16 protein-coding genes and 2 pseudogenes are annotated in these 15,697 nt (G+C 70.5%); 14 read left to right on the top strand and 4 right to left on the bottom strand.

The window, feature by feature from the left end:
* Positions 1–16 precede the first annotated feature (16 nt).
* Positions 17–973: a murein hydrolase activator EnvC family protein gene (locus DFJ67_RS44720; protein WP_409362993.1), complete on the top strand. Its 957-nt coding sequence runs from the start codon at positions 17–19 to the stop codon at positions 971–973.
* Here the strand turns inward: DFJ67_RS44720 and DFJ67_RS19030 are convergent.
* Entirely contained in the window at positions 970–2,157 is a 1,188-nt protein-coding gene (locus DFJ67_RS19030; protein ID WP_116076397.1) for an aminotransferase class V-fold PLP-dependent enzyme, read from the bottom strand. The two genes, DFJ67_RS44720 and DFJ67_RS19030, sit on opposite strands and share 4 nt — an antisense overlap.
* A gap of 85 nt (positions 2,158–2,242) precedes the next feature.
* On the opposite strand from DFJ67_RS19030, the gene DFJ67_RS19035 reads away from it, so the two are divergent.
* A complete protein-coding gene (locus DFJ67_RS19035; RefSeq protein ID WP_116069215.1) occupies positions 2,243–2,740 on the top strand; it encodes an NUDIX domain-containing protein in 498 nt (165 codons plus the stop codon).
* Between the two features lie 6 nt (positions 2,741–2,746).
* Here DFJ67_RS19035 and DFJ67_RS19040 read toward each other — a convergent pair whose 3' ends face one another.
* On the bottom strand, positions 2,747–3,679 hold the full coding sequence (locus tag DFJ67_RS19040; RefSeq protein ID WP_116069216.1) for a tyrosine recombinase XerC: 933 nt from the start codon (positions 3,677–3,679) through the stop codon (positions 2,747–2,749).
* A gap of 50 nt (positions 3,680–3,729) precedes the next feature.
* Positions 3,730–4,572, bottom strand: a complete 843-nt coding sequence (locus DFJ67_RS19045) for a chromosomal replication initiator protein DnaA (RefSeq protein ID WP_116069217.1) — start codon at positions 4,570–4,572, stop codon at positions 3,730–3,732.
* Between the two features lie 203 nt (positions 4,573–4,775).
* Here DFJ67_RS19045 and DFJ67_RS19050 point away from each other — a divergent pair, with 203 nt between their 5' ends.
* From DFJ67_RS19050 to DFJ67_RS19095, 12 genes and pseudogenes are all read left to right on the top strand, one after another.
* A complete protein-coding gene (locus tag DFJ67_RS19050; RefSeq protein WP_116069218.1) occupies positions 4,776–5,135 on the top strand; it encodes a YraN family protein in 360 nt (119 codons plus the stop codon).
* 76 nt (positions 5,136–5,211) lie between these two features.
* Positions 5,212–5,880 (top strand): annotated as a pseudogene (locus DFJ67_RS43825) (magnesium chelatase domain-containing protein); the annotation flags it as partial.
* Between the two features lie 201 nt (positions 5,881–6,081).
* A pseudogene (locus DFJ67_RS19055) lies at positions 6,082–7,470 on the top strand (recombinase family protein); the annotation flags it as partial.
* A gap of 92 nt (positions 7,471–7,562) precedes the next feature.
* The gene (locus tag DFJ67_RS19060; RefSeq protein WP_116069220.1) at positions 7,563–7,889 is read left to right on the top strand and encodes a hypothetical protein; all 327 of its coding nucleotides are present in this window, start codon (positions 7,563–7,565) and stop codon (positions 7,887–7,889) included.
* Between the two features lie 668 nt (positions 7,890–8,557).
* The gene (locus DFJ67_RS19065; protein WP_342353846.1) at positions 8,558–9,385 is read left to right on the top strand and encodes a hypothetical protein; all 828 of its coding nucleotides are present in this window, start codon (positions 8,558–8,560) and stop codon (positions 9,383–9,385) included.
* A gap of 142 nt (positions 9,386–9,527) precedes the next feature.
* A complete protein-coding gene (locus tag DFJ67_RS19070; RefSeq protein WP_116069222.1) occupies positions 9,528–9,893 on the top strand; it encodes a hypothetical protein in 366 nt (121 codons plus the stop codon).
* Positions 9,890–10,057 (top strand): hypothetical protein, encoded by a 168-nt coding sequence (locus DFJ67_RS42775; RefSeq protein ID WP_170215906.1) that lies wholly within the window; start codon positions 9,890–9,892, stop codon positions 10,055–10,057. Before DFJ67_RS19070 ends, DFJ67_RS42775 begins: the two co-directional genes overlap by 4 nt.
* A gap of 205 nt (positions 10,058–10,262) precedes the next feature.
* The gene (locus tag DFJ67_RS19075) at positions 10,263–10,883 is read left to right on the top strand and encodes a hypothetical protein (protein WP_116069223.1); all 621 of its coding nucleotides are present in this window, start codon (positions 10,263–10,265) and stop codon (positions 10,881–10,883) included.
* An 840-nt stretch (positions 10,884–11,723) separates the two neighbouring features.
* Complete coding sequence (locus tag DFJ67_RS19080; protein WP_116069224.1) at positions 11,724–11,960, top strand: hypothetical protein; 237 nt, start codon at positions 11,724–11,726, stop codon at positions 11,958–11,960.
* Positions 11,961–12,437: 477 nt separating this feature from the next.
* Positions 12,438–12,653, top strand: a complete 216-nt coding sequence (locus DFJ67_RS19085) for a winged helix-turn-helix domain-containing protein (RefSeq protein ID WP_239097593.1) — start codon at positions 12,438–12,440, stop codon at positions 12,651–12,653.
* 1,030 nt (positions 12,654–13,683) lie between these two features.
* Positions 13,684–14,001 (top strand): hypothetical protein, encoded by a 318-nt coding sequence (locus tag DFJ67_RS19090; RefSeq protein ID WP_147315545.1) that lies wholly within the window; start codon positions 13,684–13,686, stop codon positions 13,999–14,001.
* 536 nt (positions 14,002–14,537) lie between these two features.
* Complete coding sequence (locus DFJ67_RS19095) at positions 14,538–14,756, top strand: hypothetical protein (RefSeq protein ID WP_116069227.1); 219 nt, start codon at positions 14,538–14,540, stop codon at positions 14,754–14,756.
* Positions 14,757–14,766: 10 nt separating this feature from the next.
* On the opposite strand, the gene DFJ67_RS19100 is transcribed toward DFJ67_RS19095, so the two are convergent.
* Positions 14,767–15,654: an abortive infection family protein gene (locus DFJ67_RS19100; RefSeq protein ID WP_147315546.1), complete on the bottom strand. Its 888-nt coding sequence runs from the start codon at positions 15,652–15,654 to the stop codon at positions 14,767–14,769.
* Between the last annotated feature and the right edge of the window lie 43 nt (positions 15,655–15,697).

Consider the following 15,697-nt stretch of genomic DNA (forward strand, 5'->3'; position numbering starts at 1 on the left):
GACGAGGCTGCCATGCATGAATTGGTACGCACTCCGTAACGCAGCGTTGTCCCTCCTGGTCATCGTCCTGGTTTCCGCGGTGGCCCTCGTCGTTCCCGCCGGCCGCCTCCTCCCATCGCGCGACGCGTCCTGGGGTCGGGCGGTCGGCGGTTCCGGTCTGGGCGCCATCCATCAGGGCGCCGGAGTCCGCGGCAGCCCGGTTCTTGTCTCCTTCCCGTCGCACTCCCTTGGCGTCGATCCTGGTGGCGTGGATGCCGGGTGGTTCACCGTCGGCGCTGAGGCGAAGATCAACCCAGCTGGGCCGCGAGCACCATGGCTCCGCACCGTCGCATCGGAGCCGAAAGCGGCGTCAACGATCGTCACCGCGGTGGTTGGTCGCGCTGGCGTCGCACCGGAGCCCGTGGCCGCGTCGATGGCGGCCGGCGCGGTGGTTGGTCGCGCTGGCGTCGCGCGGGAGCCCGTGGCCGCGTCGACGACGGCCGCCGTGATGGTTGGTCGCGCTGGCGTCGCGCCGGAGCCCGTGGCCGCGTCGACGACGGCCGGCACGGTCGCCGGTCGCGGCCCGGGAAGCCCGTTCCGGCCGCCTCTGGAGCCGCCGCTGAGGGTGACCCGGCGGTTCGACGGACCGCCCAGACCGTGGCTGCCCGGCCACCGCGGCGTCGACCTCGCCTCCGCGCCCGGTGCGACGGTGTGGGCCGCGGGCCTGGGCGAGGTCGTGTTCGCCGGCCCGGTGGCCGGGCGGTCGGTGGTCAGCATCCAGCACCCCGGCGGCCTGCGCACCACCTATGAGCCGCTGACCCCGGTGGTCCGCCGGGGCGACCAGGTGGCCGCCGGCGACCCGATCGGCACGCTCGACGCCGGCCATCCCGGCTGCCCGGCCGCCGCCTGCCTGCACTGGGGGCTGCGCCGCGACGCCGAATACCTGGACCCGCTGCTGCTACTCGGCTTCCGGGTCCGCCTCCTGCCGCTCTAGCGCGACGACGAACCCAGGAGGGAGGTGAGTGCTTCGGCGAACCGGTCGTACTCCTCGGCGCGGTTGTAGACCTGGCCGCAGATCCGCAGCCAGCCACGGCCGTTCCAGGCGTTGAGACTGACCTCGGTCTTGAGCTCGTCGGAGATGCGCTCGCGCAGGGCGACCGCCTCCGGGTAGGTGGTCGCCACGCCGGCCGGCAGCGGGATCAGGCGCATGGGCACGTCGGGTCCGCCCGGGTCGGGCAGGTCGTCCGGCGCGACGCCCAGGGCGGCGCCGATCACCCGCTGGCCGTACGCCGCCAGCGCGGCGTTGTGCTCCCGCACCCGGTCGACGCCAAGGCTGCGCAGCGTGAACAGGCCGACGGGTGCGGCCAGCCACGGCGTGTAGTCGAGCGTCGCCTGGAACTCGACGTTGTCGGGGAAGCCGTTCGGCTGCTGCCACGACACGACGAGCGGCTCGATCTGGTCGACCCAACGCTCGGCGACGGTCAGCACGGCGGTGCCGCGCGGCGCGTACGCCCATTTGTGGAAGTTGCCCACCCAGAAGTCGGCGCCGATGCGGTCGACCTCGATCGGCAGCATGCCGGGGGCGTGGGCGCCGTCCACGAGGACGGCCACGCCCAGCCGGGCCGCGACCGTGGCGATCGTCGCCACCGGAAGCTGCCAGGCGGTCGCCGACGTGACCTGGTCGACGATCAGCAGCTTGGTCCGGCCGGGGTGCAGTGCGGCGCGGATCTGGGCGACGACCTGCGTCTCCGACGCGCGCACCGGCAGGTTGACGACACCGGCCGTGGCGCCGGTGCGGGCGCATTCGCGGGCGACGGCGAAACCGATCGACCCGTACCCGTGATTGGTGGTGAGGATCTCGTCGCCCGGGCCGAGCCGCAGTGACTGCAGCGCGATCGCGATGCCCGTGGTCGCGTTGCCGACGAGCGCGGTGCGCTCGGGGCTGGCGCCGAGGAACGTCGCCAAGTGCCGGCGGGTGTGCGCGATGCGGTCGAAGAAGCCGCGGTCGAAGAAGCGCAGCGGGTTGCTCTCGAGCTCGTCGCGCAGCCGCTGCTGTGCGCGCTGCACGTTGATCGGCACGGCGCCGAACGAGCCGTGGTTGAGATGCGCGACGGAAGGGTCGAGCGAGAACAACAACCGGGCGCCGGGGATCGGGGTGGGCGGCTCAGGCTCAGCCACGCGCATACCTCATACCGATGATCGTACGAGCCGCGCTGGCCGCAGTGCCGCAACAACGGGACACGGTCGGCATAGGCTGCGGTTCATGCCGACCCGCGACTCGCACTGCTCGTTCTGCGGCGCCGCCTTCGCACCCGACCAGACGTGGCCCCGGGTGTGCGCGGCGTGCGGCGAGACCACCTACCGCAACCCGGTCCCGGTCGCCGTCGCGGTGCTGCCGGTCGACGACGGCGTCCTGGTGATCCGGCGCGGGATCCCGCCGCGGGTGGGGCTCCGGGCGCTGCCGGGCGGCTTCGTCGACCACGGCGAGTCGTGGCAGCGGGCCGCGGTGCGGGAGCTGGTCGAGGAGACCGGGATCGTCGCCGCCGAGGCCGACGTCCGCCTGTTCGACGTGCACAGCGCGCCCGACGGGACCGTGCTCATCTTCGGCCTGCTGCCGCCGATGGCCGCCGCCGACCTGCCACTCTCGACGCCCAACGCCGAGGTCGCCGGCTGGGAGGTCGTCCGGGACACCGCCGAGATGGCGTTCGACCTGCACGCGCGGGTGCTGACCCGCTACCTGGCGGAGCGGATCGCGGCCTGAGCGGGGTCAGGCGCGCGGGTGGGCCTGCCGATAGGCGGCCCGCAACCGCTCCATGGAGACGTGCGTGTAGATCTGCGTCGTCGCGAGCGACGCGTGACCGAGGAGCTCCTGCACCGCCCGCAGGTCGGCGCCGCCGTCGAGCAGGTGGGTCGCGGCCGAGTGGCGCAGCCCGTGCGGCGTGGTGTGGGGGAGGCCGGCGGCCCGGGCATAGCCGCTGACCAAGCGCCGGACCACGGTCGGCTGCAACCGCCCGCCGCGCGCCCCGAGGAACAGGGCGTCACCGCTGGCGGCGACGGCGAGCGACGAGCGGCCCAGCCGCAACCAGTCGTCGAGCGCCTCCTGCGCCGGCTGTCCATAGGGGACCGAGCGCTCCTTGTCGCCCTTGCCGATGACCCGGACCACCCGCCGGCCGCCGTCGACATCGGCGCGGTCCAGGCCGCACAGTTCGCTGACCCGGATGCCGGTCGCGTAGAGCATTTCGAGGACGGCGCGGTCGCGCAGCAGGGTCGGTGCCGCCTCTTCGCCCGGTGCCAGCACCAACTCGGTCGCCTGGTCGGCGCGGAGCACCGTGGGCAGGTCGCGGTTGGCCTTGGGAGTGGCGAGTTGCGCGCCGATGTCGGTGGTGAGCAGGCCGCCGCGGTGGGCCCACGCGCTGAACGTGCGGGCCGCGGCCGCTCGGCGGGCCAAGGACGAGCGGGCGCCGCCGAGGGTACGCAGCCGCGCCAGCCAGCTTCGCAACACGGAGATGTCGAGTTCACCAGGGGCCGCGCAGCCCATCCGGACGGCGTGGTCGAGCAACGAGACCACATCACCGACGTACGCGCGTACGGTGTGTGTCGATCGGTTCTCGACGTGTGACAGGTGGCGGGCGAACTCGTCCACCGCCTCGCGCATCGGGTGCGGGAGCGTTTCATGCAGGGCCTGCGTCGACCGTCCCATCACCCGCGACGGTCACCGCCACACCGGTGCGCCGTCAAGCCGCCGCGCCGTCAGGCGGCGGCCAGGCCCGCGGCGATGATCAGGCCGAGGCCGACGACCAGGTAGACCGCGGGCGGACGCAGCCAACCGCCGGGGCCCTCGACCCGGGCGCCGCCGGTCGTCGCGCCATACATCCCGACGGCGAGCATCGGCAGGCCGGCGATCAGGAGCATGCCCGCGACGATGCCGGAGATGACCAGGTCGCCGGTGAACATCGAGTCGAAGAAGATCCGCAGTGCACCGATCTCGAAGATGACCGTGAGCACGCCGTAGACCAGCGCCAACGCCGGGCGGCGGGTGCGGTAGACGCCGTCGCTGGCCGGTGCGGCCGGCGCCGCCGGCGTGCCGAAGAGCGCGGTGCGGTCGGCCGGCGCGCCGGGGAAGCGCGGTGCGTCGTCGCGCGGTGTTATGGGCGGCATCACGCCGGTGGGTGCGTTGAGGCCGGCGGGCGCCTCGACCGGATCGGGCAGCGGCAGCGGCGCGGGCACCGGCTCGCCGATCGGGAAGCGGGTCTCCATCGAGATCGAGCGGGCGAGCTCGCCGGTCGCCGGTCCGGCCGCTTCCGGTGCGTACCCCCGCTGGGGTGGCTCGTCTAGCTGACGCCGCACGCTGTCGGCCGGCAACGGCCGGGCGGAGGTGTTCCACGACGGCTGTTCCGGCTGGCTGTCGGGCCAGCGGTCGTCTTCGCCGAAACCGGCCGCGAACCCGTTGAACGACGGCTCGGCGCCGCGGTCGGCCGTGTCGTTGCGGGGTTCCGGAACCCGGTAGGCACCGTCGCGCCACCCTGGGCCGCGATCGTCGTCGTTCCAGCGGGGTTGCTGGTCGTCGTCGGGGTAACCACGTCGTCCGTCCACGTGCCGCACGCTATTCGAGGTGCCTGCGGCCCTGCCAGCCGGGTTTCCGAATTGCGGGCTTTAGGCGCCGTGATTCCTGATCACGATCAAGAGAACTAGCACGTCGTACGCCCTGCGACGGCGATTTCCACACGTGGCGTTGTCCACAGGAGAGAAACGTATCGCTGTCCCGTCCGGCCGCGGCGGAGGTCATCGTCGGCCGCATGACGGTGGCACGACAGACAGTGGGCGCCTGGGGCGAACGGCGCGCGGCGCAGCATCTCACCGACGACAACTTCCGGGTGGTCGCGCGCAACTGGCGATGCCCGATCGGTGAGATCGACATCATCGCCTGGGATGGCGACACGCTGGTCTTCTGCGAGGTCAAGACGCGTCGCGGGCTCGGCTTCGGGCTGCCGGCCGAGGCGGTGGTGGCCGCGAAGGCCCGGCGATTACGCCGGCTCGGCGCGCGCTGGCTCGCGGCCAACAGCGTGCACCCGAGGGAGATCCGGTTCGACGTGATCGCCGTGCTGATCCGGCGTCCTGAGTCCGTCGAGATCGATCACATCCGAGGCGCCTTCTGACTCGCGTTATCCACAGCCGCGCAGTTATCCACAGGCCTCGGCGGCACCCGCCGCCGATCCGCCACTGTCTTCCCTCGTGAGCTACGCGAAGGTGCTGTCCGTCGGACTGGTGGGAGTCATGGGACACCTCGTCGAGGTCGAAGCCGATCTCTCCGCCGGGCTGCCCGCCGTCGTGATGTCCGGCCTGCCGGACACGGCTCTCAACGAGGCCCGCGATCGGGTGCGGGCAGCGGTCGTCAACTCCGGTGAGCGCTGGCCAAACCGGCGCATCACCGTCAACCTGCTGCCCGCCACCCTGCCCAAACACGGTTCTGCCTTCGACATGGGGATCGCGGCCGCGCTGTTGGGGGCGGCCGGCGAGCTACCGCTGGCCGCCCTCGACGGTGTCGTGATTCTCGGCGAGCTCGGGCTCGACGGGAGCGTCCGCCCGATCCGGGGCGTGCTGCCGATGGTGGTCGCGGCCCTGCGCGCCGGCGTGCACCACGCGGTGGTCCCGCTGGCCAACGCCGCCGAGGCCGCCGTGGTTCCGGGCATCACGGTCAAGGCCGTCGAGACCCTGCACCGGCTGGTGGCGTTCGTCCGGTCCGGCGCCGCGCTGCTCGATCCGCCCGCCGACCGGCCACCGCCCGAGTCGCCGATGCCCGACCTGGCCGACGTGGCCGGCCAGGCGCTGGGCCGGCGCGCGATCGAGGTGGCCGCCGCGGGCGGGCACCACGTGGCGATGTTCGGGCCGCCCGGGGCCGGCATGCCGTCAGATACAGTCCTGCTCATGATCACCGAGTACCTGAGCGGCTACGTCCGCTTGAGCAAGGAGCACGGCGACACCAACGTCAGCCTTGCGGGCATGGTTGCCGACGTGGTCGCCATGGCAGAGCGCTACGGCTATGCCCTCGCTCCGCATCCTGGCCCCGACTGCCCGGAATCGTGCCAGGGGCAGCCTGTACACGTTGACGACGGCATCAGCGGTGCCGTCCGCAACCGGCCGGCATTCCTAGCGTGGCTCGCCGACGGGCGCTCAGGTGCCGCTTCCGCCCTAGGCACCTGGCACACCGACCGCCTGACGCGTGAGGGCGTCAACGCTGGCGCGCTGGTCCTCGACGTTGTGGAAGGCAAGGACCCGCTAACGGGGCGCGTCGTCTTCCCGCCCGTTCGGTTCCTGGGGAGCGACGGCACCGACTCCCGCGACGAGTCGGCGTTCCGGTTCCGGTTCGTGATCGATGCCGAGGTGGGCAGGGCCGAGCGCGCTCGAATCTCCGCACGGAACCGCGCGAAGGATGCCCGGCTGCGCGCTGCCGGCCGGTTCGCAGGTGGAGGCGCGCCCTACGGGTACCGCGTGGTCCCAGCGCCGGACGGCAAGGGCAAGGCATTGGACATTGAGCCCGTAGAGGCCGCCGCAATCCAGCAAGCGGCATCCATGATCCTCGCCGAGGATGGCACCACCCTTGGGGATGTCACCCGATGGATGACCGCCAATGCGCCAGCCCGCCGCACGTCCGGCTGGTCCCGCTCGACGCTCAAGCATTGTTTGACCAACTACGCCCTTACCGGTGCCGTCATGGTCCGACCCCGCGACGCGGCCGGCAACCGGGCGACCAACAACCGCGAGACGCAACCACTGCTCGACGACGCCGGCAACGTCGTTCGCCCCTGGCCCCAGATCCTCTCGCCCGCGACCGTGGAGGCCGTACGGACAGCCCTGTCCGGCCGTCGCGGTGGCGCCCGACGCGGCGCCGGCCGAGCCCCCGCCCACCTGCTGACCAACCTCATGAGCTGTTCGGGCTGCGGTCGCCCAATGAACATCTGGTACGCCCGGAAACGGCAGTACTTTTGCCCGTCGGACCGCCTCAGCCTGTTCTGCCCGCGCCGCGTGAGCATCCAGGCCGACATTGCCGAGGCGTACCTAGTTGGCCTCTACCTCGGCGCGGTGGGTGACAACGAGATGCAAGCCCCGGTGGTCACCGTGGCCGGTGGAGGCGAGCGCGAACGCGTCGAGTCGGAGCTAGCCGACGTCATGCGCGCACTGTCCCGTCAGATCACGCCCGAGCTGGTCGCCCGGATCACCGATCTTCAAACCGAGCGTGACGCCCTGGCCGCCATGCCGGTGCAGCGGCACACCGAGTGGCGCCCAACCGGCCGCACGTTTCGTGAGGAGTGGGAGCGGCGCGCCGACGACGTACTGTGGCGCCGATCGCTGCTGGCCGAGGCATTCGCCGAGCTGACCGTGTTGCCCGGCCGCATGCCGGTCGCCCAGCGCATCCGCTATCGCTGGTCGGACATCGAACCATTCGCCACGCTCGCCGAACTCAAACGCGATCTGGAGTGGTACGGCGGCTGACCGCCGGCCCCCAAATAAGCGCCCGAGCGCCAGGGTTCCCGCCCCGACGCCCGGACTAGATCACCCACCAGACTCAACCTGGAGGCAACCCAATGAACGACGCTACCGGTTCAACCCCGATGCACCCTGACCAGCACGTTCCCCCGACTGCGCCGGCTGACGAACTGGCCGCGACCGCCGTCGAGATCCTGGCCGAGTGGAACGCGGAAGGCCTGCGGCCCGCCGAGCGCCGAGCCGTGAACGCCATCCGCGTCCGCGTTGTGAGCGCGACCGTCGTCGAAGCAAGCGGCGAAGACGACTTCTGGCCGAGCGAGTTACTGACTACCGCCGCCGAGCAGCACGACCTGCCCGGCGCGCCGTGGCGCGTCTCGAAGACGCCGACGGTCTACCGCTTCGACGCATGGCCGGTCGCGCTGTGAATGACCGCGTGACCGCCTGAGCGCGCCGCAGGCGCCCCCGAACGCCCGGCCCCTACACACCCCGTAGGCCGCCGGGCGTCTTGGCGTCTCTGGGCTTCTGGACGCCGGCCGCACACCTCGCCGCGCCGAGGCCCCCTAACTGGGTGAGACATACCGGCCAGAAGCCGCACACATGGCAGGGCTGAGGCGCAGTAACTCTATGTGCGACACAGAGTTTCTCCACCGGAGAGGGAGGCCCGAAATGCACTGTTCCGAGTGCTCGCACCCTCTTCCGCATAGGAGTGCCAGTTACCACCGCCGGACGTGCTCCGCGCGCTGCCGCTCCCGCCGCAGCCGCCGGCTGCGCGCCGTCGAGTTGACCGAGCTGCGCGCCTGGCGCGCTGAGCTGGCCGCGTAAACCACTGACTTCCCCGCCATCGTCGGACGCGACGACGGCGAAGGAACACCCACCACCGCGCCACCGTATCGCCGGCAGGTTCCGGCACCGCGACCCGGCGCAACCCCGCCACCCGCACGCAGGCGTGCGTACCGGCAAACCAGCAGGTCTGGGCAGATCGATCAGCCTCACTCTGTCTAGATTGGACAACACTCTCATGGCGAACACCCTCGTCAACTACAGCAACAACCTCGCTCAGGTCGTCTCGGCTCTGGTCACCAGGGATCTCCGCGTGGCCTCACTGGTCAACCGCGAGTTCTCCACGGAGTTCGAAGGCACGCGCGGCGGGTCGGTTAACGTCCGCATCCCGGCGAGCCTCACGGCGCAGTCCCGGAACCTGGGCGTGCTGACGGCGTACCAGACTTCGGACCTGGTCCAGGCGACGCAGCCTGTCGTGCTCACGAACGACTTCTACAGCCGCGTCGCGCTCGCCGACTCGGACCTGACGCTGAGCGTCACGAGCTACGCCCGCGACGTGCTGCTTCCGCAGAGCCTCTCGATCGCTGCTGGCGTAGAGAACATGGTCGTCTCGAAGCTCCAGACGGTCGCCGCCGACACCACCCTCGGCAGTGCCTACGACCCCACCGACAAGGCCCAGGTGCTCGACTTCCTGGTCGACGTGCGGGCGGCGCTGCGCGCGCTCAGCGCTCCTGAAACCGGCCTCAACGTCGTTCTGAGCGTCCCGGCCTACGCCGCGATGCTCAAGGCGATCGGCGGTGCCTCTTACGACCAGGGCGTTGGCGACCTCGCTAGCGGCAAGGTCGTGCGGGTGGCTGGCCTCAACGTGGCCGAGTCGAACCGACTCGACACGGGCGAGGCCATCGCGTTCCACCGCGACGCGATCACCCTCGCGATGCAGGCCCCGGCCGCCGCGCGCGGCGCCGACTCCGCCAACGGGCAGGCCGACCAGTCAGTCCCGATCCGCATCGTGCGGGCGTTCGACAACGCGACCGGCGCGCACGTCTCCCTCGTGAACGTGTTCGCGGGTACCGCGCTGATGACCGCCAACGTCGAAGGCACCAGCAAGAACTGGACGATTCGGGTTGAGGCTGCGGGCTGACCGCCGCCCCTAGTGGACATCCGCAAGTTCTGACGGCTGGCACCGTCCGAGCACGCATACGCAAGAGCTTGAGCCCCTCGGGCAGGTTGTGCCAGCAACCCGCCCGGGGGGCTCTTTTCGTTACCACACAAGGAGATCCGACATGGCCACGCACATCAGCGCACCGACCGGAAGGAAGTTCCCTCCGATCGTCATCACGCGCATCATCATCTTCCCCGCCGCCGAGGACCGGCCCGCCATCCGCATGGGCTACGGCTACGGCACGAACGGCCGGACCGGCCCCGACGGTCAGCGCCGCGACCCGTTCCGTTTCGGACTGGGCGAGGTCGGTACGCCGATCGGCCCCTATCTGGGCCTGCACGGGCGTTCGATCGTCAAGCTGCCGGACAGTGCTGACGACCTGTCCATTTTGCTCGCGCGCCACAGCCCCACCGGAGAGCGCCTTCCGATGGGGCGCGGCAACCTGGCCGACCTGGAGGCGCCCGACCTGATTGTGGAGCCCGCATGAGCACCCAACGCGCCGACGAACTGATGGTGATCGCGGTCGCTATCTACATCGTGGCCGATTCGGCCCCCGGTGACCCGGCCGACCCCGACGGTCTGCCGGCCGCTCTCTACGCCGAGGCCGACGCCGCGTACGACGTCGCGTTGGCGATGGGCGCTAGGCCCTGAAACCCACCCATCCACCCGCCTTGGTACTGAGGAGCACCAATGTCTACCAGCGACGAACAACCCCGGCCCCGCCGCCGGGGCGGTCGCCGCGTGCAGCGCGCCAGGCGCACCGCTGAGCGCCACGCTGCCGCCCGCGCCACTGCCGCCACCGTCGCAACCATCGCCGCCGCAGCGCACCGCGCGCCGGCCGTCCAGGAGCCCCCTAGTGTGGACCACACCCCGTAGCCTGCCGCCAGATTGGGCGGCCCGCCGCTCGACCGTCGCCCGCCTTCACGACTATCGATGCGCCATCTGTGCGCGCGACACGACCGACTACGACGTTCCCGACGGCGAGACCGACCACGTCGGCGATCGCGACGACCATCGAATCCGTTCGCTCCGATGGCTCTGCGCCGCCTGCCATGCCAGCCGCACCGCCGCGCAGGCCGCTACCGGCCGCCATGGCCGCATCTGCCAGCAATGCGCCGCCGAGATGCCGCAGCGACCGCCCAAGCGCGGTAGGCCGCCCGTCTGGTGCTCGCCCGCTTGCCGCCGCGCTGCCCGCACCGCCCACGAACGCGCGAGCCACAACGCCCGCGCCGAATGGGCCACGGCCGAGCAGGCCGCCGCGTTGGCAGGCATGGCCGCCATTGCAGCCGTCCGCCAGATTGAAGCCGAGTACGCCCACGTGATGGACCGCGCCCACACCGCCCGCCGCCTGCTCTCCGCGCGCTACACGTCCGCCTGGCTTGCCGCCGAGCAGGACGCCGCCCGCCAAGCCGCCCTCCGCCACGACGCCGCCAACGCCGCCCGCGCTGAGGCCGCCTCGTCACGCCGACGCGGCTAGCGCCCTCACTGAATCCGGGAGAACTGGCGACCCGCCCGGAACCTCTCCAGTTGACGACATCTGTCACTTAATCCCGCCCACCGCGGACCAACCCGCGACCAGGCGTTTCGCGCTCTACCGAACTCCGATCTCAGCCGTTCGGCTAGTAGTCCCGTCTGTCACTTAATACGACGCGGAGAGGCCCCGTCCCGCTCGCGATCCCTGCTCGGGTGGTGTGTCAGGTGCCTTCTGAGGGCTGAGCCGAGAGGAATCCAATAGGCGTCTGTCACTTAACCGCTGCCAGCCGGGCGCCCCTGGCAACCCGCCCATTCACGCCCGCTTCTCGCGGAGACCAGACGCCCGCCCGATCTCCCGAGGAGCACCGCCCATGACCGCCTTGCACGCCTACGCCGCCCGCTGGGCGGACGAGTACGCCGCCGCGCTCGCCATCGAGCTGGACGCCGCCTCCGCACATCCCTACGCCGCCGCGTACGTGACCGCCTGCGATGAATGCCCGCCCCCGCTCGACTTCGACCCGCTCGACCGCCAGGACGCCCGCCGAATCGCGCGTGCAGACGTCCATCGCCGCCTGGGGTCGCGGCATGACGGCGCCCGCCCGCTGTGGGCGTTGCCGTCGCGAACCGCCCGCGCTCGGGCGTACCCGCTGTGCCTCATGCGCAGCACGGGACGCCGCCGAGCAGCGCGCCCGCCGCGACCTTGCCCGCGCCGCCGGTCTGTGCACGACGTGCTGTCTACGACCGCCCGACGCCGGAATGGCGCAGTGCGTCAGTTGCCGCGCATATGGCCGCGCACGCGACCGATCCAACCGCCTCGACAAGACGACCTAGGAGACACCAACCCATGGCAAGCACCGACCTCTTTGCGGCCTACGGCCGCCGCCTGACCGACGCTGGCCTTGCGCTGGCCGCACTGCCTTCTCAGGACGCCCCCGACACCGCCGCCGCCTGGCACGAATTCACCGAGGCAAAGGCCGCGCTGCTGTCGCTGGTCCAGTCCGTGGACTACCAGACGACGCAGGCGTACGCCGTCCTTCCGTCCCGGCTCGCACCGGCGCCGGCCGCGCCGAGCGACGCCTAACGGACCGCCCGCGCTAGATGTTGTTCACGACCACAGTCTGAGGCGGATTCGGCCCTTCCAGCAGCACGCGCAGGGCGCCGGCAAACTGCTCGCACAGGACGCTCGCATCCGCCGGGCAGCTAGGGCACCACCGCGCACCAACCGGCTTCGGTGGCCCGTACATCCCGAGGTGCGCACCGACCGTGTAGCCGGCCTGCATGTGCGCCCAACCCCAAGCGAACCGATCGACGTCCGTACGTGGATCTCCCATGCCGCCCGGCCCCCTCTGCTTGCGGCATGGCCGGCTGGGCCTCGCAGGCAGCCAGCCGACCACGCCCGTTTGGGCGGGCCGCAAGGAGTCATCCCTGTGGATGTGGGGCATCCTGCCACGGATTACTCACACGCCCCTTGCGGCCCGCGATCGACAGTAGTGCCAGTAATGCCAGTAGTGCAATGGGTGCAAGTAGCGCCTACGGTGGGTAGGCGCAGCCTGTGGGCGTGCCGATTCCTCACACCGCCCAAGAGATCGAAGACGATCTCTTGCGACGGATCGGCGCTGGCGAGTTTCGGCGCGGAGAGCGCCTCCCGACCTACGACGAACTAGCCGCCGAGTACGGCTCGGCCCGGCGCACCGTCGCCCGCGCGATCGACGCTCTCAAGGCGCGCGGCATCGTGGTCGGCGTCCAGGGGTCCGGCACATACGTCGCCGAGTAGTTCGGCCCCTCGCGGGCGACCCGGCCGCACGACACGACCGTCCGCGGGTCACCGTGCATGTGCATTGCGTTACTAGCGACAGCGACGAATACCCGCAGGTCAACGAGTTTTGGCACGTCGATTCTGTCGACCAGGGCGACGCGTCCGCGTCTGCGCGACCCGCTCGCCGACATGGCCGCTGGCCGCGCCGCTGTGCGCCAACGCCGCATCACTTTGGATGCCGGGGAGCCAAGCAAGTCCGCCGGACTTAGAATGCCAAGTGCACTTGGCACTCTGCGCTAGGCAGTCGGCCTATAGCTGATTGCGTAGCGCGACCAAGTGGGCGAAGACGCCCCCGCCGACTTTCTCAGGGCTGACGGGGGACGCCTTCATCGGATGGTGGTCTCGTCTGAGCTGTGAGGCTTAGACGAGGCCGCTCCCGCTGAGCAGCGACACGAGCTGCACGACGAGAGACGCAGTCTGAATCAGGCTGCGAGCCCACCCCCCTCGCGAGCAATCACAACGGTGCTTGCCGCGATGGCGGAGTTGGCGCGGGGGCATTCCTGGCCTCCTTGTGAGTCCACACCACGGCGGACCTTTGCCCGCCGCTGCTTCTGGGGCCTCCTTTGCGTGTGAGGGCTCGGGGCTTGATTGGACTACACCCGCGTAACTTCCGCCCCGACAGCGTATCGGCACATCGGGCTGAGGGCCTGGCGACATCATGACGACGTCTTGCTTGGCGGCATAATGACGTCACGGCCGCGTGAGGTTGACGCCTATCTCGCGCGCCTGACCCGTCGGCCGCCGTGCTTTTGCTGACGCTGCCCGACGTCATTGGCCTGTCCGCTGACGTCATCGCGCCACCAAGTGACGCCACATCGGTGGCCATGGCAACCCGCCGGCCAGTACCTGGCTGAGCAATTCCTCGGCGTAGTCCTGCGAGTGCAGGAATCCCGGCATACCAGGAGATCCACTCCGACCGTCCGGTGCGTCAACCGCCGCCCTCTCCGGTCGCTGCTCGTTAGCACACGCGTTCGATTACGCTGGCGGCGTGGAAGCAAGGGGCATCCCGCAGACGCGTGCGTCGGCATGGCTGATGACGACCGACCGGCCGCCGACCGCGCTTGCCCTCGTGCAGCTCCAAGAGCGGATCGAACGTCCGTGGGGATGGGACCTGCTCGTGTACCGCTGCGCCGACTACCCGGGCGCACCGGCCGAGCAGACGCAGCGCGCCACCTACCCGCCCGAGGCTGAGGCGGACGCCTGGGCGGACTACTACGCCCTCATCGACGAGGGCCGATCGCTGGGTCGCTGGCAGCACAACCGCAGGTACGTCGAGGGGCCATTCGTCGCCCCGCCGGACGACTAAGGACGCCCGGGCCGTTCACTCCGCCGATTGTGGCCGGCGAGGCCGCGCCCGCCCCGGCGCTGGTATCGGTGCGGTCCGTGCGCGGTTTGACTCACGCGCTGAGCGGAGCTGAGCGCATGGCCATCACGCGCAGTAGTGCCGAGCCATCTAGCGCTTCCGATGTTGTGGATGCGACGTGAATCAATGTCACGTTCGGTCATCTCATTACGATGACTCTTCGTGACCATTAAGCAGGTCGATGGCATATTATGCAGCGATCTGGACGGCGACGAACCTCAATGTCTACGCAGCGCGACGTTGATTCAAGCGACGTTTGCCTATTTACCCAGCTCAGGATGGGTGGGGGACAACCCCCTAACGCTCCGGATACCCGGACCACGGAGTGGGCAGCTCTCATTTTGTACGGGCATACAAATTTTTATGCATGTACGGGCAGCACGCTCTGTAACCAAGCCCGGCAGTGCCGCGATTGGCACCTACCCTGCGCTACGTAACGCCGGGTGGCATCGACCCGCATCAACGAAAGGACACGCCCCGTGACGTCGAACCCCATCGATCCCGGAGCCAGCCTGAGCGTGTCGGCAACCATCGATGCTGATCTCGACCTTGACGATACGGCAGACCTCGACTCGACGCCGCGCCAGACCGCACGCCGGAACGCGCGGCGCGACGCGGAGCGTGCGGGTCGGCAGTCGACCGCCGCTGAACTCGACCGAGCCGTGCGCGACGCGCAGCGGCGCCGACCGGCCCGCTGAGCCGCCGTCGCTACGGCCCGGCCGCCGCTGGCGCCGCAGCCGGCGCGGCTGTCCGCCACGGCGCGCCCGGGTCGGCAAAGGTGTCGAGCACCAGTTGGCACCACACGTGCGCGGCGCCCACAGCGAGCACGGCATGGCGACGGTGCAGCCCAACTCGCGGAGCTGCCGGCGCGTGGCCCGTGCCGTATCCCTCGTTCCGCAGCTCGACAAGGCCCATCGCGATCCCGGACAGCCCGCCGAGGATGCGCTTCACAGCCTGGCTTCCGTCCGGTCCGGGCGCGAGGGTCTGCGGGTGCAGGTGCAGCTCCCGCTGCGTCGTATCCACGAGCCACGGCAGCTTTACGGTCCTGTCGTCGAACGGCACGCCCCGCTCGCCGAGCACGGTCTTCGCGGTTGCCTCGATCAGCTCCTTGGCCGACCCGATCGCCTGCGCCGGGTCGTCGGGCAGCGCGCGTGCGATCCGGTCGAACGAGTCGAGGATCATCGACGGATCGCGAAGGGCGCTCAGCGACGCCGGAGGCTGAGGCACCGACTTTCGCGGCTTTGGCGCCCAGGTGCGCCGCGAATCGATCATCCCGTTTGGATACACGACGAAATCGTGTCGGCGCAGCGCCGCGCGCGCCGCCTTCAGCTCGTCCTTCGTGAGCTGTCCTTCGTCGAGCAGGTGCTCGTAGACCTTCAGCACGCGGCGCGCGTCCGCCGGGTCCATCCAATCAACGCCGTCCTCATAGCGACGCCAGCGCGACCGTCGCTCACCGGACTCGTCGTTCGGCACGTCGGACAGCGCGAACCCGTGGTCCCGCCACATGCCGTCGATCTTTCCCAACGTCGAGTGTGAGGAGGACAGGTCCCTGAAGTACCGCCGCACCGGCAGCGGGATCAGATCGGCGTCGGTCACGAACACAAAGGGTAGCCAGCCGACGCTTCCGCGCCGACACCTT

Source organism: Asanoa ferruginea (assembly GCF_003387075.1).
Taxonomy (GTDB): domain Bacteria; phylum Actinomycetota; class Actinomycetes; order Mycobacteriales; family Micromonosporaceae; genus Asanoa; species Asanoa ferruginea.

Bases quoted from the DNA above. Each gene is read 5' to 3' on its own strand.
- DFJ67_RS44720 (WP_409362993.1), top strand. From the start codon at position 17: ATGAATTGGTACGCACTCCGTAACGCAGCGTTGTCCCTCCTGGTCATC.
- DFJ67_RS19035 (WP_116069215.1), top strand. From the start codon at position 2,243: ATGCCGACCCGCGACTCGCACTGCTCGTTCTGCGGCGCCGCCTTCGCA.
- DFJ67_RS19040 (WP_116069216.1), bottom strand. From the start codon at position 3,679: ATGGGACGGTCGACGCAGGCCCTGCATGAAACGCTCCCGCACCCGATG.
- DFJ67_RS19050 (WP_116069218.1), top strand. From the start codon at position 4,776: ATGACGGTGGCACGACAGACAGTGGGCGCCTGGGGCGAACGGCGCGCG.
- DFJ67_RS19060 (WP_116069220.1), top strand. From the start codon at position 7,563: ATGAACGACGCTACCGGTTCAACCCCGATGCACCCTGACCAGCACGTT.
- DFJ67_RS19070 (WP_116069222.1), top strand. From the start codon at position 9,528: ATGGCCACGCACATCAGCGCACCGACCGGAAGGAAGTTCCCTCCGATC.
- DFJ67_RS42775 (WP_170215906.1), top strand. From the start codon at position 9,890: ATGAGCACCCAACGCGCCGACGAACTGATGGTGATCGCGGTCGCTATC.
- DFJ67_RS19080 (WP_116069224.1), top strand. From the start codon at position 11,724: ATGGCAAGCACCGACCTCTTTGCGGCCTACGGCCGCCGCCTGACCGAC.